This window comes from Streptomyces sp. NPDC055966 (genome assembly GCF_042269865.1).
Taxonomy (GTDB): Bacteria; Actinomycetota; Actinomycetes; order Streptomycetales; family Streptomycetaceae; genus Streptomyces.
In genome coordinates this window covers 1-19,539 of record NZ_JBHJYK010000039.1, presented here as the reverse complement: position 1 = coordinate 19,539, position 19,539 = coordinate 1, and the positions used below count along the sequence as shown (strand labels likewise).

The following is a 19,539-nucleotide window of genomic DNA, read 5'->3' as shown; positions in this document are numbered from 1 at the left end:
TGTGAGGGGCCGTCATGAGTTCGTTGGGTCGTCGCGCTGTCCCGCTGGTGGTGCTGTCCTGCCTTGTGCTGGCGGGGTGTTCGTTGATTGTGTCGACGACAAGCGGCAACGCGTGCTGGTGAGTTCCGGGAACGGTTGAGGGTGCTCGGCCGCAGAAATGTCGGCGAGTTTCAGCAACGCTGTGTCCCGGTCCCGATCATCGTCTTCAGCGCGATGGGGCGGCCTGGGGGCGAAGCGGGCGTCCGATGAGAGAGTCGAGGATGTCGCGAGCGGCGATCAGGTCGTCGATCGCTGTGTTGATCCGGCGACGCTCTTTCGCCAGGCCGTCGATGAGTTCTGGGCATTTCCCGGCCAGGACGACGGTGTCATCGACGGCGCAGGGAAGGATCTCTGCGACGGCGGATGTGCCGAGACCTGCGGAGAGCAGGATCTGGATACGCCGCACGGTGGTGACGGTGCGTTCGTCGTAGTCGCGGTATCCGTTCGGCAGGCGCGTCGGGGTGAGTAGTCCTTGCTCTTCGTAGTAGCGCAGTGAGCGCTGGCTCACGCTGGTGCGTCGTGAGAGTTCACCGATCCTCATGAGGGAGAGTCCAGCAGTGCTTGACCTTGACGTCAATGTGAAGGTTTAGCGTTCTGTGCATGATCGCAACCTCTGATGACAACTCTCGACTGACATCCGTGACCGTCCTCGGTCTTGGCCCGATGGGCCGCGCCCTGGCCTCGGCTTTCCTCAATGCCCGCCACCCGGTAACGGTGTGGAACCGCACGCCGGGAAAGGCCGGAGACCTCCCCGACCGGGGTGCCGTAGTCGCCGGCTCGGTCCAGGACGCGGTGCAGGCCGGACAAGTGATCATTGTCTGTCTCATCGACTACGCCGCGGTGCGGGCCACGCTCGAACACTCGCCGGCGGACTGGGAAAACCGACGGCTGATCAACCTCACCAGCGGAGAACCGGCACAGGCTCGCCAGATGTCACGGTGGGCCTCTTCACGCGGGATCGACTACCTCGACGGCGCCATCCTGACGCCGACCCCGACGATAGGCACTCCAGCCGCCGCCGTCCTCCTCAGCGGCTCCCGCGACGTCTACGAGGCCGTTCAGGAGACGATGGCCGCCGTGGGCGGCACGACGATGCATCTCGGCGACGATCCCGGCCAGGCATCCGCCTACGAGGTTGCGCTCCTGGACATCTTTGCCACCTCGGTCAACGGCATCGTGCACGCCTTCGCTCTCGCGTCCGCCGAGGGAATCGAGCCAGAACGGTTTGCCGCCTTCGCCGCCGGTATCGGTGGACTCCTCCCGGAGATGATCACGCGTTTCGCCCAGCAGATCCAGACTGGCCACTATCCGGGAGACCGGTCCACGATCGCTTCCGCAGCGTCCGGGATTGCCCACATCATCAGCACCGCCACCAGCCACGGAATCGATGTGGGGATGCTTACAGCGGCGAAAAGCATCATCGACCAGGCCGTCGCGGACGGCTACGGGCCAGAGGGACTGGCCCGTCTGACGACCGTCCTTCGCAAGGCCGGCCGAGTGTGAATTCCTGACCTCCTTCAGCTGGTGGCAGATTGCGCGACCTTGGCCCGGGTCTGTGCGAGGCGGTAGGAGTCGGTGCCGGTTCCGATGATCGTGCCGTTGAAGGTGAGCCGGTCGACGATGGCGGTGCAGAGCCGGGGATCTGTGAACGTCTTGGTCCATCCATCTGGGGCTGGCCGTGCATGCGTCCCTCTTGGCGAAGCACTCCCAGGCGCTGCATACCGTCCAGACGTCTCGCCCGGCCCCTGCCAGGACTGACAACTGCCAATCCACAGTGCCTATTAGGCTTACTCATCCCGTCGCAACCGCCGCTACCTGCGGCGACGCCAGATCAAGCAGACGATCCCCGAACCGAAGAACCAGCGGGCCAAGCGACAGCACAAAGGCAGCAGGGGCGGTCGGCCTGCCGGCTTCGACAGGACGATCTACAAACGCAGGAGCGAGGTGGAGCGGACGATCAATGCCCTCAACAGCTTCCGGGCTGTGGCGACGAGGTTCGACAGACGCGCCTACGTCTTCTACGGCACCGTCACTGTTGCCTCGATCCGACTTTGGCTCCGGTCGCAACTCGCCGGAGAGACCTAGCCAGTAGTACCCTTTCGCCCCGTCGAGCAGTTCCCTCACGATGTCCGCGTGCCGTCCACTCTCCTCAACGAGATTGCTTATGGGTGCGCTGGGCCTCGTACGACGCACACACGCGGCCGGGAGTGCACCCATCGCTTCGAGGGAACCGGATGCGCACCACCGGCCGTCGTTCAGGCCCGGGTGTAGCCGCCGTCGGCGAAGAGTTCGGCGCCGGTGACGAACGATGAGGCGTCCGAAGCCAGGAAGAGGGCGGCCTCGGCGAGGCCTGCGGCGGCGCTTGATCTGCATGGCCTGCCGGGCGTCGGGGAAGAGCAGGTTGTTCACCGTGGCGACCTTGATCCGGCGGATCTCGGAGCGGCCCTGGCCCTGGTCGCGGGTGCGCCTGGAGGGGGATCTCCTTCCAGGGGAGGGACGTGAGCTGCTTGCGCAACTTCTTCTGGTTGCCCTTGACGATCGCGATGTAGTGGGCGTGGTGATCCACAAGGTATGCGGAGTGCTCGTGCTGGGTATGCAGCGCGTCGCTGGTGACCACGGTTCCAGGGAGGTCGGCGACCGTGTCGAGTAGCGGCTGGAAGCATGTGATCTCGTTCGTCTTCTCACCGACGTCCAGCTGAGCCAGGACCAGGCCGCTGGTGTGCTCCACTGCGGCGAGAAGATGGATCTTTCGGCCCCTGGTCCTGGTCGCGCCCCGCACGGCTTTGCCGTCCACCGAGAGCCCGCGCAGGTCAGAATCGTGCGCCGGCTCCAGGCGGCGGTCGGCGAGCCAGCGGCCAACGGCCTGGTCCAACGCGTCGCCGTCGAGCCGGGCCAGAAGTCGGCGTACCGCTGACTCGGAGGGCACCAGAGGGCGCGGCGACAGCGGATCCGGTAGCAGGCCGAGCTGTTCGAGCACGTGGGCAGGGGCGTCGGCGATCCACTCGCTCACTGCCAGCAATGAGGTCGCTCCGGCCAGGACCGCGCACGCGGTCAGCGCGAGCACGGCCGCCAAGGCGTGCCGCACGCCGCGCGGATCATGCGGGTCCGGCACTTCCGCGAGTCGTTGCCAGTAACTCCGGGACCTTCCCGGGTTCGGCTTCGAACTGCTCGCACAGTTGGTCAAGAGCGGACAGGGTCGGCGATGATGCGGCGGCGGGCACGGTCTTCCAGACAGGTCACGGGGGCGTAGGAACTCCATGATCTTGGAAGCCGTGTCCGTTCAGGCTTCGGGGGCCACCTGCTGCTGATCCGTCGGACTTCCGCTCAGGGGAGTCAACTTGTTGCCCTGTGGCGGGCGCGGTAGGCCGCGACGGTGGTCCGGCTGGCGCAGGCGTTGGAGCAGAACCGCCGGGTGCGGTTGCGGGAGTCGTCGACGTAGAAACGTGTGCAGCCGGTGGCGTGGCAGCGGCCGATGGTCACGGCCGGGTCGCCGCATACGACGTGGGCGAGGGCTGCGGCGCAGCTGCGGCCGAGCCAGCTGACGGCGTCTGCGGCGTTGGGGGCGAAGTGCAGGTGTGGTGATCCTTCGCCGTCGTGGTCGTCGACGCGGATCAGGGGCGGGTGCTGTTCGAGCAGGGCGTTGACGGGGCCGATCGGCCCAGCCTGGGAGGCGGCCTCCACGGCGGCGCGCAGCGCCGGGAGCAACTGGGCGAGATGTGTGGTGTCGGGCTCGGCGATCCGGTGCTGTCGGAACATCTCCCGTCGCAGCTCGCTTGGGTCATCACCGTTGACGATCTCGACCGCGATGCGGGTCAGGTTCCCGATGTAGTCGACGTAACGCACTTGACCACCTACCTCTCGGAGCTGAAGAGTAGGCATCATGATTACTGATGCCACCTACATGATGGACGGTCCGGCCGCCACCGCGCGAATGCTGCACCGCGTGGGCCACTGGGACCTGGCACTCGCCGTCTTGCCGTCGCACGCCGGGGCCGAGCGTGCCGAGATCCTGGTGGACAGCTTCTGGTGGCGCCTGAGCGGCGCCGACGCAGCCGAGGAGGCCGTCGACGCACTCGCCCTCGCCCAGCCGGTGCTCGCCGGGTACCTCGGCGCCCAGATCCGGTACACCCGGCTGCTGTTCGGCCTCAGCCCGCTCGACGACGACCTCCACCGCGCCCGGGAGGGTTTCACCCAGGCCAGATCCGAGCGCCGACTGGCGGGTTGGGCCACCTTCTGGCTCGGCGTGCTCGCCGACAACATCGACGACGACCCGCACGCGGCCGGCCTGGCCTACCGGGACGGTCTGGAACACGCCCGGGAGCAAGGGGACGCCTTGCTGGAGTCCTACGCCGAACGCCACATCGGCGGCCACCTCCTGGAACAGGACCATGAACAGGGCGTCGACCACCTGCGCAGGTCCTACCACCTGCGCGCATCCCTGGGAGCCCGTCCTCAGACGGCTGCGGCGGCCATCACCCTCGCCGGCGAACTGCCACCAGGAACCGAAGCCGACCAACTCCGCGAGGCGGCCGGACTTACTGCCCGCGAACTCGGACTGACCTGGTTGCTGCGCGCGCTGTGATGGCGTCGTCCGAGTCAGGCGTCCGACCAATGGGCTCGATGTCTGCTCGTAGGGTCTGGGGCAGCGCATCGGCCCCGCCCTCAGCCCCCTGGCTGATCATCAATCGACTGGGGTATCCCCAGTCTCTCTGGGGCATCACCCAGCACCCTCGCGGGGAAAACCTCTACCGCCATCACTGCTCGACAGACCATCAGGAACCGGACGCCAGCCGACTACGCCGAAGCCCTGGCCGCGCAAGGCGGTTCATACTGGCTCGGCCCGGCTCATTCCAGGTTTCCGAGCTGCGGAATCAGGATTCGGGAATCCCTTGATGATGCTCGTGATGCCGTCGGCCCGGCGAAGGCACTGGCCGGACAGGGCCGGGGCAGTCTGGGGTGTCTGGGGCAGGCCGGACGCCCGGGAGCTGTGGTCCGGCTGCCCGGGCGGGATGCCACACCTTGTGGGGCAGCAGGTGGACGACGACCGGCCCCGCAAGGCGCGGGTGACCCGGGCCGAGCAGGCTGAAGGACCGGACCTGCGGGCCCGAGTGCGGGCGGCCAGTGAGAATTCCCCACGTACGGCCACCTCCGCTGTCACTCTCCGTCGATGTCCTGGGGCCCGAGTTGCACAGGGCGAATCAGGCCACAGGGGGTCCTGGGCGCGGACGGCATCGCCGTCGGTAGTGCTCTTGGGAATACGGATCCGTGCTTGATCTTTGAATGCGGTGACACGGGTCGGCGTCGGCCCTCTGGCGCGCGGCTGGCCAAGCCTTGTCCGGACGAGGAAGTGCGGTGATCACGCGATGCGGGCGGTGCGGTTTCATGAGTACGGCGGGATCGATGTTCTGCGGGTGGAGGAGGTGGAGCGGCCGGTGCCCGGTCCTGGGCAGGTGCTGGTTGAGGTCCGTGCGACCGGGATCCAGCCCGGCGAGGCGCACATCCGCACGGGCGCGCTGCACGAACGCTGGCCGGCGGCGTTTCCCTCCGGGCAGGGTAGCGATCTGGCCGGCGTCGTGGTGGAGGCCGGCCCGCACGTCCGGGGCTTCGCGGTGGGCGATGAGGTATTGGGCTTCACCCACAGGCGGGCCAGCCATGCGCAGTTCGTCGTGGTCGACGACGTGAATCTGGTCTCCCGTCCGGCGGGGTTGGCGTGGGAGGTGGCCGGGGCGCTGTACGTGGCCGGCACGACCGCCTATGCCACCGTGTTCGCGGTGGACCCCGGCCCGGACGACACGGTCGTCGTCTCCGGTGCGGCGGGCGGTGTCGGGTCGCTTGCCGTGCAGCTCGCGCGGCGGCGCGGTGCCACGGTGATCGGGCTGGCGAGCGAGCGGAACCACGCCTGGTTGAAGGATCGCGGTGTTCTCCCGGTCGAGTACGGGCCGGGTGTGGCCGAGCGGATCCGTCAGGCGTCCGGCGGCAGGGTCGACGCGTTCATCGACACCTTCGGCGACGGCTACGTGGCACTGGCAGTGGAGCTGGGCGTGCGGCCGGAGCGAATCAACACGATCCGCGACTGGCAGGCCGCGGCCACGATCGGCGCGCGGACCTACGGAGAAGGTGCGGCGGCGTGTGCGGTCGTGCTCGGCGAGCTGGCCCGGCTTGCCGCGCGCGGACAGCTGGAGGTGCTGATCGCCCGCACCTACCCGCTGGAACAGGTGCGAGACGCCTTCCGCGAGCTGGAACAGCAGCACACGCACGGCAAGATCGTGCTCCGGCCCTAGCCGCGGCTGCCCGAGGCGACCGTCGAGCAGGCGTCCCGGAACATTAACGCAGCGTCACCGATGGCGGCCAGTTGACTCCCAGCAAGTGGCCGCCAGCGGGGAATTGCAAGGCTCTTCGGCACTTTCCGTGAAGCCGTTGATCTTGGGGTAGCCCTCCCCGGTGGGGGATCATGCTTCTGGCCTGCTGAAAGTCCTGTTCCCGTCCCTGTCCGCCGTGGTCATCGATCAGTTGGTCCGGGTCGGCAGCGCAGTACGCATCAGCGCCAGGTGCACGACACCGACGGCCAAGTGCCCCGACTGCGGTACTTCCTCGGGGCGGGTACATGGCCGGTACGCACGAAGACTCGCCGACACGGCTACCGGCGGGCAGCCGACGGCGATCGATCTGGAGGTCGCCGCGAGAGCGCTGCGGGGCTTCTCCGTGTGCTCAGGAGGCATCCACGGCTCGGCCGAAGAGGCGGCCGCCGAGGTCGACGCCGAGTACGGTGCCGGCGGAGTCGCGGGTAAAGAAGCCACGCTGGCCCTTCAGCCCGCCCTCTGTGATGAGGTACTCGTCGCCGTCACCCGGGAGGAAACCCATGGTCGCGGCGGGGTAGTCGGCCGGCATGTCGATGTCCGAGGCGGCGCGGATCTCCGGCTTGATCCCGACGGCCAGGGTGAGTCGGGTGCCGTCGTTAAGGATGTCGAGGTTCATGACGTCGCTTTCGTAGCGGCCGGCCACCTCCCGTGCCCGCTGCTCGTCGTGGGCGATCGGCTCCGGGTCGCGCTCGACGAGCCCCAGGCAGTGTTCGAGGGCCCAGCGGGCGACGGCCTGCGTCAGGACGTAGCCGTCCGGGCCTGCGGCAAGGGCGACCACGGCGAAGTTCCGCTCGGGCACGATGACCAGGTCGGCGAACTGGCCGTTGCCCGAGCCGCCGTGGCCGATCGTGCGGACGCCGTCCACCTCGCGCAGGAACCAGCCGATGCCGAAGCCATCGCCGAGCGAGCTGCCGCGCAGCTCGACCGTCCGCTCCCGCATCCCGTGCAGCGTCCCGGCGGGCAGCACACCGGCCCCGCTGCCGAGCTGGAAGCGGGCCCAGGCCAGCAGGTCGCTCACTGAGGAGACGATGCCGCCGCCGGGGTTGTTGCCGCGCGCACCGGCCCGGTACGACTTCCACGGCCGGGCGGCCCGCAGGGTCCCGTCCTCGTCGCGGTTGTAGCCCACGGCGAACTTGCGGACCATCACCTCGTCCAGGTCGAAGAAGGTGTTCGACAGCCCGATCGGCTCCAGCAGCATCGAGGCGACAGCCTGTTCGTAGCTCTGGCCGGTGACGTTCTCGATGATCCGCCCGACCAGGTTGTAGCCGGCCTGGCTGTACGAGGCCCGGGCTCCGGGCGGGGCGATGAGCGGGAGCTCGGCGAGCTTTGCGACGAAGCCGGCCAGTGTGCCGTCCTCGTCGCCGGGGTCGATCAGGTTCCAGTCCAGTCCGGCGGTGTGGTTGAGCAGGTTCAGCACGGTGATCCGCTCGGCCGCCCGCTCGTCGACGAGCCTGAGCTCGGGCACGTACCGGCGCACCGGCGCGTCGAGGTCGACCCTGCCCTGTGCGGCCAGGCGCATCAGCGCGGTCGCCGTGAAGGTCTTGGTGACCGAGCCGAGGTGGAACAGCGTGCGCTCGTCCACCGGCAGCGGGTGGTCGATGCTGGTCACGCCGTGGGACGCGAAGATCTCCTGACCGTCCACCAGCACTCCGACGGCGACACCCGGGATGCCGAGCTTCTCGGCCGTCGCCGTGACGAACCCGGACAGCTGCTTCTGCGGCATGGTTGATTCCCCCTGCAGGCACTTGAACTAAGTACAGGAAGACCGTATGCGACCGGGTGAACTGAACACAAGAGGGCTTCCTGCACTAAGTTCAACTAAGCTGGCGCCATGCCACGACAGACCATGACCGCCGACCAGATCGTCCGCGCCGCGATCGAGCTGCTGGACGAGGAGGGCCTCGACGGCCTCAACATGCGCAGCCTGGGGACACGGCTCGGCTCGGCCGCCACGGCCATCTACTGGCACATCAAGACCAAGGACGAGCTGGTCCGCCTGGCCGCAGACGCGGTCTGGGCGGAGGTCGAGGTGCCCGAACCCGGCACCACCGGGTGGCGGGAGGCCGCCACCGCCATGGCCACCGGCATGCACGCGATGCTCACCCGGCACCCATGGCTCGGCCAGGCCTTCGGCAGCCACCTGCTGTACGGCCGCGGCAAGGCCCGCCTGGACGACTACAGCCTCGCCGTCTACGAGCAGGCCGGATTCGCCGGCGCCGAGGCGGACCGGGCCGCCGCCACCGTGTTCGTCTTCGTGCTCGGCAGTGCCCTCGGGCCCGCCGCACAGGTCTCGCTCACCCGGCGGCTGAGCCGCAGCGGCGAGAACCCCGAGCAGCAGCTTGCCGACACCATCGCCCGGAGCACCGAGATCGCCATGGAGTTCCCCCGCCTGCGCGAGCGGGTCGGCACCACCGACTACGCCGCCGCACCCGACAGCAGCTTCGAATTCGGCCTGCGAGCCATCCTCGACGGCTTCGCAAGCCGACTTGCCACCGGCAGATAGCGACCTGTGCCGCCCAGTCCCTGCCGGACGCGCCAAACGGGATCATCGCCGGGCTGCCGATGAAAGAAGACCAGAACAGCTGAACCCAGGACAGCTGAACCCAGGACAGCTTGGGCCCTCGGTGGCAAAGCCCTGGGTCCGACCTCAAGTGAGCTGTCCCGAGTTTCGTAGCGCATACGGTTGTCACCTCGATTTCGTGGTGGTGCCGGGTCTGGTCGGAGCGGATGCTGGCCAGGGGCGGTGACTTCACGGTGGCGCTGTTTCTGGCGGTGCTGTTCGAGATACTGCTGGCACGCCGCGTGCGTCGCGTTCGCGTGGCAGGTGGCCGCTGTACGACGGCTGAGCCGCCGCCGCTCGGGTTGCTTGTCAGGCCGGTGCGAGGCTGGGTTCCGAGGCTGCTGCTTTCGCAGCTTGCTCTTGAGCCCGTTCTTCCCGCTCCCTCCGTGCCTTGGCCTCCGCCAGGCCCACCTCGATCTGCGTGTTGTTGGTCATCCGGGCCGCGACGATCGTCATCGACGCCAGGATCCCGGCTCCCATGATGAACGGTGCGCGCAGCCCCGCGACGTGCGCGAGCCAGCCGCCGAACAACGCGCCGAGCGGTCCGGCGCACAACGCGATCAGTCGGGCGGTGGCGCCGACCCGGCCCATCAGCTCGTCCGGCACGATCGCCTGCCGGACGGCCGGGGCCAGGCTCATCGTGACGCCCATGGCCATGCCCAGCGTCAGCTCGGCCGCCCCGGCCACCCAGGCGTTCGGCGCGAGGCCGATCCCTAGCAGCGCCGCCGCCTCCACTCCCGCGGTGATCGTCAGCGCGGTGCCGGTGCCGAGCCGCGCGGCCAGCCGCGTCCCGATCGATGTGCCGATCAGCGCGCCGATCGCGTTGGCGGTCAGGTAGACGCCGTAGGCGGTGGTCCCCAGGTGCAGGGTGTCCTTGAGGAACAGCACCAGTACCGCGCTGGCCCCGAGGAAGGCGAAGTTCCCCACCGCCGGGCGCAGCGCCAGCCCCACCAGCAACCGGTTGCCGAACAGATACGCCGCGCCTTCGCGCGCCTCGCGCAGCAACGACCCGCGCGGCTTGGCCGGTTTCGCCGGCGCCTTGGGTAGTGACCAGATCATCAGGGAACTGACGAGGAACGACATGGCTTCGGCCAGTACCGGCACCGCCCGCCCCAGCCCGAACAGCAGCGATCCGGCCGGCGGCCCGACGAACCCCTCGAACGTCTGCTGCGCACCCAGGAGCCGGGAGTTGGCCCGTTGCAACGTGGCCAGATCCCGGTCCTGCAACACCTCCGGCATGAAGGCGGTGGACGCCGTGTCGAAGAAGACCTGTCCGGTGCCCAGGAGGAAGGCTGCCGCGAAAAGCAGATAGATGTCCGCCGTGCCGGATGTCACCAGCACGGTCACCAGCACCAGCAGCGAGAACCGGAACAGATCGGCGACGACCATCGTCCGCCGGCGGTCCCAGCGGTCGACCAGCGCGCCGCCGACCATGCCGAAGCAGAGCCAGGGCAGCAGAGCGCAGGCCTCCATCGTGCCCAGCAGGATCGGATTGTGAGTAAGGGTCAGTGCCAACAACGGCAAGGCTGCGAAGTAGATCCCGTCACCGAGAGCGGACACCGCCGAAGCAGTCCATATTCGATAGAAGCGCTGAGGCATGCGGCTCGCCAAGCTGATCACACGTCCTTCGGTCGGTAAAACGCCACGAACAGGTCGGCGGCGGGTTGGGTCGGATCGGAGAGCTCGTTCAGCTCGGTCAGCAACGCCGTGAGCCGTTCGTTGAACTGGTCCCATGCCTGCGGGCTGAGCCGTGCGTGCTTCAGGAACACGCTCTTCTGGTCACTTGGCGGCGCCGACTCGATGTCCGTCAACGCGTGCCGCATCAGCACCTCGTGCTGCCCGGCCCCGGTCTCCGGCAACTCGATGGTCTTGCCGGTCATCGCGTAGTACTGCTCGGTGACCCCGCCGATCTTCCGAGTCTCGACGACGTGCACCAGACCGGCCTTCGCCAGCACCTTGATGTGGTGGTTCGAGCTGCCCTTGGCGATCCCGAGCCGTTCGGCGACCTGGGTGATGGTCGCCGGGGCGTCCCGCAGGACGCGCAGGATGCGGTGCCGCATATGGCTGGCGATGGCACGGAGTTGCTCATCGCTCTCGATGTGGACGCGGTCGGCCGCATGTCCAGGGTCATCAGAAGTGGTCACGAGATCTATGGTCAAGGACTCTTGACCATCCGTCAAGAGTCCTTGACCATCGGGTTGTGCAGGGAGGGGGAGAGGGATGGTTAGGTCCTGTCCGGCGGATCATGTGACTGCCTAGGGTTCGAGTCGTCGGCATGTCCATGGGGCGTGGAGATCGGGCCGCCACCACCGCACCCCAGTGCACCGGCACCGTCATCGCCTCCCGGCAGAGCCGTCAGATCCTCGCCAACCCCCCCGCCTGGCCGTCTACGACAATCCCCACACGCTGCTGATGTGCGTCTACAAGCGCGACAAGGCCCTGTGTCACCGCGGCCTCAAGGGCACCCTCAGCCTCAACCAGTGCGTCCCCGCCTGCGCGAACATCGCCCGCACCGATCAGCACGCCGCCGGCCTCCGTCGCCGCGCCACCGCGCTTGACCAGCAGGCTGGTCACGTCCCCGGCCCGCCGGGCGAGCGACTGCGCGACAACGCCACCCGGCTGCGCGACCTCGCCAACGCCCACCACCGCACCCGCACCACCCTCCAGGACGGCACCGCATGAGCCCCGCACGCGACGAACGCGACCATATCCGCGCGGCCATGGACCGCATCCTGCAGGGAACCGCGCAGCACTCCAACGGCGCGCTGACGATCGTCGCCCTGGCCCAGGAAGCCGGCGTACCGCGCAACGCGCTCACCCAGCGCCACCTGGACCTCAAGAACTACTTCTACGCACAAGTGAGGGCGAGCGGACAGACGCCGGACTCTGAGATCCGCCTGCGTCAGCAGATCGGCAGACTGAAGGAGCTCCGCGCCAAGGACGCTACTGAACTCGCCCAGCTGCGGACGGCCGTCGAGCATCTCGTCCGCGTCGTCAACCAACTGACCACGTACAACCGACAGCTCCTCCACGTGCTGTCCCAGCCCAATCCTCCGGTCCGGGCCCTGCCGACCCAGCCGCACCCGGACCGGGGCCACTGAGCTGCTGGCACCCCGCGCGGTGGAGCACGGTCCGGCACTACGAGAGTTGAGCCGTCCCGCGCCGCTACCCGGGGAACAGCCCAGGTACGCCAGAAATCCGCATGGGATGATCTCGGAGTTCGGATGGCCGCCGACGAACCCGACGCCTGCGCGCCACACTTGGACGTCGACTTCACTCTGATCCGCGGCGACGGGCCGCCGAGACGGATTCAGCGAGGCCGCGTGAGCGACCCAGGGCCGGATGCCTGAGCTGGCCCGGCGCGTGTCGGCGGGCACCTCGCGGAGCTCTGGCACGGCATGCGAGGGCTGATCGCGGGAACCGGGTTGAGGTCACAGCAATCGGTCGACCAGCCCGTCGATGTAGTCGGGGGTGAGCGGGACCATGCCGAACAGGACGCGGATGTACATCGGGGCCAGGATGTGGTCCAGGACGTCGAACGCGTCGGGTGCGTGCTCGCCGCGTTCGCGGGAACGGTCGAGCATGGACTGCAGTTGCCGGGTGCGTTCGTCGCGCAGGTCGTCACGAGCCTGGAGGCCCTGCTGACCGATGGTCGACAGGGCGACGGCCAGGCGCACCAACAGCAGGCCGTCGGGTCCGGTGATCTCGCGGGCCACTTGGGCCGCGTAGGTACGCAGGTCGCCGTCGAGGCTCCCGGTGTCGGGCATCGGCGACTGCGCGTTGAGGCGGGTGAGCGCCACGTCGGTGAGCAGGGTTTCCAGGCTGCCCCACCGGCGGTAGATGCTGCTGTCGGCCACGCCGGCGCGGGCTGCGACCTCGCCGACGGTGAAGTTGCCGTAGCCGCGCTCGCTGATCAGGTCGGTGACGGCCTGGTGCACCTGCGCGCCGACGCGGGCGCTGCGCCCGCCGGGCCGCCGGGTTCGCTGTCGCTCGTTCATACGCCCCACTTTAACGCAGTCACTGCTTGCGTTTAAGGGCGACCCTCTCTATAGTCACCTAACGCAGCCAATGGCTGCTTTAGAGCATTCGGCTGTATCGCCACCCGCGATGACCGCGGCCGGGCGCAACTATCGATTGAGGGGGACCCCGTGGCTGCATCACATGCGACCGTAGGCAGTCGATCAAACCGGGCCGTGCTGCTCACGGTGACTTGCCTGGGCCAGTTCATGGTCCTGCTCGACAACACGATCGTCGGAGCGGCGCTGCCCGATATGCAGCACCGCCTGCACACTCAACTGACCGGTCTGCAATGGATCGTGGACGCGTACGTACTGCTGGTCGCCATGCTGCTGATGTCCGGCGGCATCTTCGCCGACCGGTTCGGCCGCAAGCGGGTGTACCTGACCGGCGTGGCGGTGTTCACGGCCGCGTCCCTGGTATGCGCGCTCGCGCCCTCGCTCGGCTGGCTGATCGTCGGCCGGGTCCTCCAGGGCATCGGGGCCGCGGCACTGAGCCCCGCCTCGCTCGCCCTGCTGGCCGCCGCCTACCCCGTGCCGCAAGAACGCATCAAGGCGATCGGGATGTGGGCCGGACTCAGCGGAATCGGCCTGGCCGCAGGTCCCGTGGCCGGCGGCGTGCTCACAGAAGCCTTCGGCTGGCCCGCCATCTTCCTGGTCAATCTGCCCATCGGCGTCGTCCTCCTGCTGGTCGGCCTGCGCCACCTCGACGAGTCCCGCAACCCAAGCGCCGCCGCGATCGACATCCCGGGCACGGTGCTGTCCATTCTGGCAGTGGGGATGCTGACCTACGGGCTGATCGAGGGTAGCGTCCGCGGCTGGACCTCACCGGTGATCCTGGGCAGCTTCACCGCCGCTGTGATCCTCCTCGCCGCCTTCGTCACCGTCGAAGCCCGTCGTTCCGAACCGATGCTGCCGCTGCGGCTGTTCCGTCAGCGCCTGTTCACCGTGTCCAACACTGCCATGGTCGTGGTGGGGTTCGCGCTCATGGGCTCGTCGTTCTTCTTCTCCCAGTTCTTCGTGCGCGTCCAGGGCAGCTCGATTCTGCGGGCCGGCCTGCAGACCCTGCCGCTGTCCCTCGCCATGGTGGTCGTCAGCCCGTACGCGGGCCGGCTCGCCGCCCGGTACGGCTTCCGCATCGTGGCCACCACCGGCCTGGCCCTGGCCGGCCTGGGACTGCTGGCGCTCGGCACAGTGCACGCCGAGACCGGCTACGGGAACGTGTGGTGGCGAATGGCGCTCGTCGGCACCGGCTTCGCCCTGACCATGTCCCCCCTGACCGGGGCCGCCATCCAGGCGGTCAGCCCGCAGGAGGGCGGCCTGGCCTCAGGTATCAGCAGCACCACCCGGCAGATCGGCGCGGTACTCGGAGTGGCGCTGCTGGGAGCGATCGTCCGCACCCAACAGTCGGGCGGCGCCTCCTTCGAGGCCGGTCTCAACAGCGCCTTCCTCGCGGCCGGCGCCGTCACCCTGGCCACCGCCGTGTTCACCGGCCTGTGGCTGGCGAGGTCCAAGCCCGCGAAAGGCGCTGTGGTGACGCAACACTCCACCGATCCAGATGCTGTCACCACCTCGAACGAAGCATCCGTGAACAGCCATTGACAACAACAACGGCCATGGCCGGGAGAAGCGGCTGCACGCCGAGGGCGTCCACATCACCATGCCGCTGCCGAGCACCCCTGAACGAACGCTGTTTCCAGGTCACCGACCCCAGCGGCGTGATCGTCCAGTCCATCGAGTGGGTCACCCCGCCCAGCCCCGAGAACACCTCAAACCCCACCGAGCCATGTTGCGGCCCCGGCCCGGCGACGCCTCCACCAGGGCCGTGCGGCATCCCGTAACCACGTAAAGGACCCCGACCTTGTCCCCTGACCCGACCACCGTGCACCCGCTGCCCGCCCACGACCGCGTGGTGTTCCTCAAACCCCTGGTCACCTCACCGAACATCACCGTGGGCGAGTACACCTACTACGACGACCCGGATGGGCCCACGGACTTCGAGCACCGTAACGTCCTCTACGCCTACGGGCCTGAGCGCCTCACCATCGGCAAGTACTGCGCGATCGCCTCGGGAACCACCTTCCTGATGGCCGGTGCCGAGCACCCGACGATGGGCGTCTCGACGTACCCGTTCACCATGTTCGGCGGCCGGTGGGCCGAGCAGACGCTGGACATCGTCACCGCCATGCCCAGCCGCGGCGACACGGCCGTCGGCAACGACGTCTGGTTCGGGTACCGGGCGACCGTCATGCCCGGCGTACGGATCGGCGACGGCGCCATCATCGCGGCCGGCGCCGTGGTCACCGCCGACGTCCCGCCCTACACGATCGTCGGCGGCAACCCAGCCAAACCGATCCGGCAACGCTTCACCGACGCCGACACCGAGCGGCTGCAGCGCGCAGCGTGGTGGGACTGGCCCGCCGACCTGGTCACCGAACACGCCCGCACCATCATGGCCGGAACCCCGGCCGACATCGAACGCATCGCCGCCGAGCACGGTTTGGGGAAGCCCCTTTGAACCACGTACCCCAGATGTCCATCGAAGAGCACACAGTGGCCGACGACGCGGCCGGACCCTACGCCCTCACCACGGGACCGGACGGTGCCCTGTGGTTCACCCTCGTCCACAGCGGCCGGATCGGCCGCCTCGTCCCCGGCGAGGAGCCCACCAGCCACCGACTCGACCCCGACAGCGGACCGACCGTCATCACACCTGGCCCCGACGGCGCGCTGTGGTTCACCGAATACCGGGCGGACCGGATCGGGCGGATCACCACCGACGGCGTGATCGACGAGTTCGACGTGCCCGGCTCCGGCTGCGGGCCGTTCGGCATCGCGGCGGGACCCGACGGCGCGCTGTGGTTCACTGAGACCGCCGCCGACCGCATCGGCCGCATCACCGTCGAAGGCCACCTCACCCAGTTTCCGCTGCCCGTCACCGGCGCGTTCCCCTCGGCGATCACCGCCGGCGGCGACGGAAGCATGTGGTTCACCCTCAACCAGGCCAACGCCATCGGGCGGATCGGCATGGACGGTGCGGTCTCCCTCCACCCCCTGCCGACCGAGGCGGCGGCGCCCGTCGGGATCGCCGCAGGCCACGACGGAGCACTCTGGTTCGTCGAGATCGCCGCCGGTCAGATCGGCCGGATCACTCCCGACGGGCACATCACCGAGTTCCCGTTGCCCAACCGCGCCGCCCGACCACACGCCGTCACCGTCGGCGGACAGGGCAAAGCGTGGTTCACCGAATGGGGAGGCAACCGCGTCGGAACGATCACCCCCGACGGCTCCGTCACCGTCCACGACCTGCCCACCCCCGACTCCGAACCGCACGGCATCACCGTCGGCCCCGACGGCGCTCTGTGGACCGCACTGGAGATCGGCTCACTCGCCCGTATCGCCCTGCCGGACAGCACCGCCTGAACCACCCCCCCTCACACCGTCAGCAGTAGTCGCCCGCACGGCGGCCCGAGAGGAGTCCATTTCCGGGGCGGCCCCGCTGACGGGTGGACTCCCGCGGAACCGTGCGAGGATGACGTGAAGTATGTGTGGCTGGAGAACACGGTCTCTGGTGAGTCCGGCCGCTACCGCCGGACCGTTGAGCACGTCTACATCCACGGCGTTCGGCGCGTCATCTTCGAGTACGACCCGAAGTAGCTCGGCCGCGCTACCTCCATCGCTGCCCCGGCTCCTCGTCTGCCGGCACGTCCACAACGCCTCGCGCCGCACACGCGAGGCTGGCGCCCGTTCGGCAGACAGGCTGGGAACCATCCCCCTAAAGCGGCTGTATGCGGTCCCTGGTCCCATCACGGCGCATCACCGCATACGCCGGGCCGACCACCCGCTCCGCCTCCGCACCAGCCCGTCCCGCACGCCGCGACACCCGTACCCACCGCCGCCGCGCGGCCACGACCTCCGGCAGGCCACGCAGATCCACATGCCCCAGGAGCTGGTCGGTGTCCGCGTCCGACTGCCGCCGCGCATGCCGCTCGTGCGGGTGTGTGTCGGCCTGCGCGGGCAGCGCGGCCGGCTCGGGGTCTCGTCGGTGATGCTGCTGGACTGGGCACGTGTGGTGCCGGCCTGCACCTCCGCTATTCGGTCTTGCTAAGTACCGGTAGTCAGCGTTACTGTGTACCGGTACTCAACAGCGCTGACTAGCGCAAGGGGGAGGTGTTCCGTGACCAAGCTGGAGACGGAGATGCTCAAGGGCACGCTGGAGGGCATCATCCTCGCGTCCCTGGCCGGCCGGCCCGCCTACGGCTACGAGATCACGGTACGGCTGCGGGAGCAGGGTTTCTCCGACATCGCCGAAGGGACCGTCTACGCGCTGCTCCTCAGGATGGAGAAGCGCGGCCTCGTCGACGTGCAGAAGGTGCCCTCCGAGAAGGGGCCGCCTCGCAAGGTGCACTCCCTCAACGAAGAGGGGCGGGAGTACCTCGAAGAGTTCTGGAGGACGTGGAGCTTCCTCACGGAACGACTGGAACAGCTCCGCGAAGGGGGCAGGTGACCATGTCCGATGTCGAAAAGAGCGGTTTCCTCTCGAAGGTGATCGGGCCCAAGAAGCGCTGGCGGGCGTACAAGGCGCGCGTCAAGGAGCTTCCCGAGAACCACCGCACGGCGGTCGAGGCGATCGAGCGGTACCTGATGCACTTCGTGCCGACCGACGAAGACAGCAACGCGTCGATGTTCGAAGACCTCGCCGACCTGTTCGAGCAGGCCGCGGCGGACGGAACGCCGATCCGCGAGATCGTCGGGGAGGACCCGGTGGAGTTCGTCAACGCGTTCGCCGAGAACTACTCGGAGGGCGGCTATGTCCCCGCCCGCGCGCGGAAACAGCTGACCGACGACATCGAGCGCGCCGAGCGCGCCGCCGGCAACGAGACCGGAACAGAAGACAAGACGGTCTGATCGCGCCTCAGCACATCGCCCCCCAGGGGCCGAGCACCACTTTCATCGCCTTTGTGCACCACGCGGCCGCGGGGTCATGCCCGGCCGGCCGCCTCGCGCCGCATGCCCGCGGCGCCGTCGGGACCGACCACTGCGTGCAAGGAGATCCATGATGGGAAACGCCGACAGCGGCTTGTCCGAAGCAGGGCTGCGACGGCTGCGCGAGGTACTGCAAGCGCATGTCGAGTCCAAGAAGATCCCCGGGCTCGTCGCCCTGGTCGGCCGGGGCGGTCAGACCCATGTCGAGGCGATCGGGACGATGCGCCATGACGGCGGCGCGCCGATGCGCCGGGACACCATCTTCCGGATGGCCTCGACGACCAAGCCGGTCGCGGTCGCCGCGACGATGGTGCTGCTGGACGAGTGCCGGCTGCGACTTGACGACCCGGTAGACCGGTGGCTGCCGGAACTGGCCGACCGGCGGGTGCTCAAGCGGCCCGACGGCCCGCTGGACGACACCGTGCCGGCGCGGCGTCCGATCACCGTGCGGGACCTGCTCACCTCCACCTGCGGGCTCGGGCTGGACACGACGGCGATGGGCTCCCCGATGATGAGCGCGTACTTCGAGCAGAGGGTCTACGGCGAGAACGGATGGATGCTGTCGGCGGTGGAGCCGGATGAGTGGATGCGCCGCCTGGGCACGCTCCCGCTGATGTACCAGCCCGGAGAGCGGTGGCTGTACAACGTCAGCGACGACGTGCTCGGCGTGCTGGTGGCCAGGGTCACCGGCCAGTCGTTCGAGGCGTTCCTGCGCGAGCGCATCTTCGATCCGCTGGGGATGAAGGACACCGGCTTCCACGTGCCCGCCGACAAGATCGACCGGCTGCCGCCCCTGTACGCCCCCGACCCGCAGACCGGAGAGTTCACCGTGGAGGACCAGGCCGAGGGGGGACACCACAGCAAGCCTCCGGCGTTCCAGTCCGGCGGCGGCGGACTGGACTCCACCGCCGACGACTACCACGCCTACTTCCGGATGCTCCTCAACCACGGAATGCACGGCACCCAACGGATCCTGTCCCGGCCCGCCGTCGAGCTGATGACCACCAACCGCCTCACACCCGAGCAGACATCCGCCCTGCAGTCCTGGGCCCGCAGCGTCGTCCACCTGTCACACGGCCAGGGCCAGACCGGCGGCTGGGGCTTCGGCATGACGGTGCGCACCTACCGGGGCGATTACGCGCCCGTCGGCCAGTTCGGCTGGGACGGCGGAGCCGGCACCACCACCTACGCCGACCCGCACCACCAGCTCGTCGGCATCCTGCTCACCCAGACCGGGATGTCCACCCCGGACTCGGCACGGGCCATGCAGGACTTCTGGACCACCCTCTACCAGGCAATCGACGACTGACCCGGCTACCGGCCGAATCGGCCGACGCCGGATTCCTCGGCCAGCTGGGGCGGCACCTTTCCGGGCCAGACGCCTGGTCATGAGGGTGATGGCGGCCCAGGTGATCAGCGTCTCGGAGTGTTGGACGAGCCGTTCGTATTCCCGGGCCTGCCGGCGCGCGTGCATCATCCACGCAGTTGGGTCGGCCGCGCGGTGAGGTGCCCGCCGGGGCAGGTCCTGTTCCGCGCGGCCTCCCGCCGAACCGGACATGACGGTTTCCCGGTCATCCGG

At 68.7% G+C, this 19,539-nt stretch carries 18 protein-coding genes and 4 pseudogenes; 13 read left to right on the top strand and 9 right to left on the bottom strand.

The annotated features are described in order from the left end of the window. Positions 1–205: 205 nt before the first annotated feature. Complete coding sequence (locus ACFC8N_RS45680; RefSeq protein WP_362823150.1) at positions 206–580, bottom strand: MerR family transcriptional regulator; 375 nt, start codon at positions 578–580, stop codon at positions 206–208. 59 nt (positions 581–639) lie between these two features. Between ACFC8N_RS45680 and ACFC8N_RS45675 the strand changes: the two genes are divergently transcribed. After that, positions 640–1,542 carry an NAD(P)-dependent oxidoreductase gene (locus ACFC8N_RS45675; RefSeq protein ID WP_376295573.1) on the top strand — a complete coding sequence of 301 codons (903 nt, stop codon included), beginning with the start codon at positions 640–642 and terminating at the stop codon, positions 1,540–1,542. A gap of 14 nt (positions 1,543–1,556) precedes the next feature. Here ACFC8N_RS45675 and ACFC8N_RS45670 read toward each other — a convergent pair. Further along, a pseudogene (locus ACFC8N_RS45670) lies at positions 1,557–1,703 on the bottom strand (ATP-binding protein); the annotation flags it as partial. A gap of 121 nt (positions 1,704–1,824) precedes the next feature. Here ACFC8N_RS45670 and ACFC8N_RS45665 point away from each other — a divergent pair. After that, positions 1,825–2,124 (top strand): annotated as a pseudogene (locus ACFC8N_RS45665) (IS5/IS1182 family transposase); the annotation flags it as partial. A gap of 170 nt (positions 2,125–2,294) precedes the next feature. Here ACFC8N_RS45665 and ACFC8N_RS45660 read toward each other — a convergent pair. The 3 genes and pseudogenes from ACFC8N_RS45660 to ACFC8N_RS45650 form a co-directional block, all read right to left on the bottom strand. Continuing rightward, a pseudogene (locus ACFC8N_RS45660) lies at positions 2,295–2,387 on the bottom strand (SDR family oxidoreductase); the annotation flags it as partial. A gap of 185 nt (positions 2,388–2,572) precedes the next feature. Then, positions 2,573–3,298: pseudogene (locus ACFC8N_RS45655) on the bottom strand (ISAs1 family transposase); the annotation flags it as partial. A gap of 74 nt (positions 3,299–3,372) precedes the next feature. After that, the gene (locus tag ACFC8N_RS45650; RefSeq protein ID WP_376295571.1) at positions 3,373–3,882 is read right to left on the bottom strand and encodes a CGNR zinc finger domain-containing protein; all 510 of its coding nucleotides are present in this window, start codon (positions 3,880–3,882) and stop codon (positions 3,373–3,375) included. Positions 3,883–3,919: 37 nt separating this feature from the next. Between ACFC8N_RS45650 and ACFC8N_RS45645 the strand changes: the two genes are divergently transcribed. Both ACFC8N_RS45645 and ACFC8N_RS45640 read left to right on the top strand, forming a co-directional pair. Beyond that, entirely contained in the window at positions 3,920–4,621 is a 702-nt protein-coding gene (locus ACFC8N_RS45645; protein ID WP_362823144.1) for a hypothetical protein, read from the top strand. 781 nt (positions 4,622–5,402) lie between these two features. Further along, complete coding sequence (locus tag ACFC8N_RS45640) at positions 5,403–6,320, top strand: NADP-dependent oxidoreductase (RefSeq protein ID WP_376295570.1); 918 nt, start codon at positions 5,403–5,405, stop codon at positions 6,318–6,320. A 427-nt stretch (positions 6,321–6,747) separates the two neighbouring features. On the opposite strand, the gene ACFC8N_RS45635 is transcribed toward ACFC8N_RS45640, so the two are convergent. Continuing rightward, positions 6,748–8,121: a serine hydrolase domain-containing protein gene (locus ACFC8N_RS45635; RefSeq protein ID WP_376295569.1), complete on the bottom strand. Its 1,374-nt coding sequence runs from the start codon at positions 8,119–8,121 to the stop codon at positions 6,748–6,750. A gap of 108 nt (positions 8,122–8,229) precedes the next feature. On the opposite strand from ACFC8N_RS45635, the gene ACFC8N_RS45630 reads away from it, so the two are divergent. Beyond that, on the top strand, positions 8,230–8,901 hold the full coding sequence (locus tag ACFC8N_RS45630; RefSeq protein ID WP_362823138.1) for a TetR/AcrR family transcriptional regulator: 672 nt from the start codon (positions 8,230–8,232) through the stop codon (positions 8,899–8,901). A 366-nt stretch (positions 8,902–9,267) separates the two neighbouring features. On the opposite strand, the gene ACFC8N_RS45625 is transcribed toward ACFC8N_RS45630, so the two are convergent. Further along, positions 9,268–10,578, bottom strand: a complete 1,311-nt coding sequence (locus ACFC8N_RS45625) for an MFS transporter (protein ID WP_376295568.1) — start codon at positions 10,576–10,578, stop codon at positions 9,268–9,270. After that, positions 10,575–11,102 (bottom strand): ArsR/SmtB family transcription factor, encoded by a 528-nt coding sequence (locus ACFC8N_RS45620; protein WP_376295566.1) that lies wholly within the window; start codon positions 11,100–11,102, stop codon positions 10,575–10,577. Before ACFC8N_RS45620 ends, ACFC8N_RS45625 begins: the two co-directional genes overlap by 4 nt. A gap of 268 nt (positions 11,103–11,370) precedes the next feature. Here ACFC8N_RS45620 and ACFC8N_RS45615 point away from each other — a divergent pair, with 268 nt between their 5' ends. Further along, entirely contained in the window at positions 11,371–11,640 is a 270-nt protein-coding gene (locus ACFC8N_RS45615; protein WP_362823132.1) for a hypothetical protein, read from the top strand. Further along, a complete protein-coding gene (locus ACFC8N_RS45610; RefSeq protein ID WP_362823130.1) occupies positions 11,637–12,059 on the top strand; it encodes a hypothetical protein in 423 nt (140 codons plus the stop codon). Before ACFC8N_RS45615 ends, ACFC8N_RS45610 begins: the two co-directional genes overlap by 4 nt. Before the next feature lie 330 nt (positions 12,060–12,389). Here ACFC8N_RS45610 and ACFC8N_RS45605 read toward each other — a convergent pair whose 3' ends face one another. After that, positions 12,390–12,956: a TetR/AcrR family transcriptional regulator gene (locus tag ACFC8N_RS45605; protein WP_362823128.1), complete on the bottom strand. Its 567-nt coding sequence runs from the start codon at positions 12,954–12,956 to the stop codon at positions 12,390–12,392. A gap of 150 nt (positions 12,957–13,106) precedes the next feature. On the opposite strand from ACFC8N_RS45605, the gene ACFC8N_RS45600 reads away from it, so the two are divergent. The 6 genes from ACFC8N_RS45600 to ACFC8N_RS45575 all read left to right on the top strand — a co-directional run bounded on the left by ACFC8N_RS45600 (position 13,107) and on the right by ACFC8N_RS45575 (position 19,269). Further along, a complete protein-coding gene (locus tag ACFC8N_RS45600) occupies positions 13,107–14,576 on the top strand; it encodes an MFS transporter (RefSeq protein WP_356038187.1) in 1,470 nt (489 codons plus the stop codon). 259 nt (positions 14,577–14,835) lie between these two features. Then, positions 14,836–15,492 carry a CatB-related O-acetyltransferase gene (locus tag ACFC8N_RS45595; protein ID WP_356038190.1) on the top strand — a complete coding sequence of 219 codons (657 nt, stop codon included), beginning with the start codon at positions 14,836–14,838 and terminating at the stop codon, positions 15,490–15,492. A 14-nt stretch (positions 15,493–15,506) separates the two neighbouring features. Then, the gene (locus tag ACFC8N_RS45590) at positions 15,507–16,397 is read left to right on the top strand and encodes a virginiamycin B lyase (protein WP_376295563.1); all 891 of its coding nucleotides are present in this window, start codon (positions 15,507–15,509) and stop codon (positions 16,395–16,397) included. A gap of 754 nt (positions 16,398–17,151) precedes the next feature. Continuing rightward, the gene (locus tag ACFC8N_RS45585) at positions 17,152–17,481 is read left to right on the top strand and encodes a PadR family transcriptional regulator (protein ID WP_356039810.1); all 330 of its coding nucleotides are present in this window, start codon (positions 17,152–17,154) and stop codon (positions 17,479–17,481) included. Positions 17,482–17,483: 2 nt separating this feature from the next. Next, positions 17,484–17,882: a DUF1048 domain-containing protein gene (locus ACFC8N_RS45580; protein WP_376295561.1), complete on the top strand. Its 399-nt coding sequence runs from the start codon at positions 17,484–17,486 to the stop codon at positions 17,880–17,882. Between the two features lie 151 nt (positions 17,883–18,033). Beyond that, positions 18,034–19,269, top strand: a complete 1,236-nt coding sequence (locus tag ACFC8N_RS45575) for a serine hydrolase domain-containing protein (RefSeq protein WP_376295601.1) — start codon at positions 18,034–18,036, stop codon at positions 19,267–19,269. Positions 19,270–19,539 lie beyond the last annotated feature (270 nt).

Excerpts from the sequence above, each read along its gene's own strand:
- ACFC8N_RS45680 (WP_362823150.1), bottom strand. The coding sequence starts at position 580 with ATGAGGATCGGTGAACTCTCACGACGCACCAGCGTGAGCCAGCGCTCA.
- ACFC8N_RS45675 (WP_376295573.1), top strand. The coding sequence starts at position 640 with ATGATCGCAACCTCTGATGACAACTCTCGACTGACATCCGTGACCGTC.
- ACFC8N_RS45645 (WP_362823144.1), top strand. The coding sequence starts at position 3,920 with ATGATTACTGATGCCACCTACATGATGGACGGTCCGGCCGCCACCGCG.
- ACFC8N_RS45640 (WP_376295570.1), top strand. The coding sequence starts at position 5,403 with ATGCGGGCGGTGCGGTTTCATGAGTACGGCGGGATCGATGTTCTGCGG.
- ACFC8N_RS45635 (WP_376295569.1), bottom strand. The coding sequence starts at position 8,121 with ATGCCGCAGAAGCAGCTGTCCGGGTTCGTCACGGCGACGGCCGAGAAG.
- ACFC8N_RS45630 (WP_362823138.1), top strand. The coding sequence starts at position 8,230 with ATGCCACGACAGACCATGACCGCCGACCAGATCGTCCGCGCCGCGATC.
- ACFC8N_RS45615 (WP_362823132.1), top strand. The coding sequence starts at position 11,371 with ATGTGCGTCTACAAGCGCGACAAGGCCCTGTGTCACCGCGGCCTCAAG.
- ACFC8N_RS45610 (WP_362823130.1), top strand. The coding sequence starts at position 11,637 with ATGAGCCCCGCACGCGACGAACGCGACCATATCCGCGCGGCCATGGAC.
- ACFC8N_RS45605 (WP_362823128.1), bottom strand. The coding sequence starts at position 12,956 with ATGAACGAGCGACAGCGAACCCGGCGGCCCGGCGGGCGCAGCGCCCGC.
- ACFC8N_RS45590 (WP_376295563.1), top strand. The coding sequence starts at position 15,507 with ATGTCCATCGAAGAGCACACAGTGGCCGACGACGCGGCCGGACCCTAC.
- ACFC8N_RS45580 (WP_376295561.1), top strand. The coding sequence starts at position 17,484 with ATGTCCGATGTCGAAAAGAGCGGTTTCCTCTCGAAGGTGATCGGGCCC.
- ACFC8N_RS45575 (WP_376295601.1), top strand. The coding sequence starts at position 18,034 with ATGGGAAACGCCGACAGCGGCTTGTCCGAAGCAGGGCTGCGACGGCTG.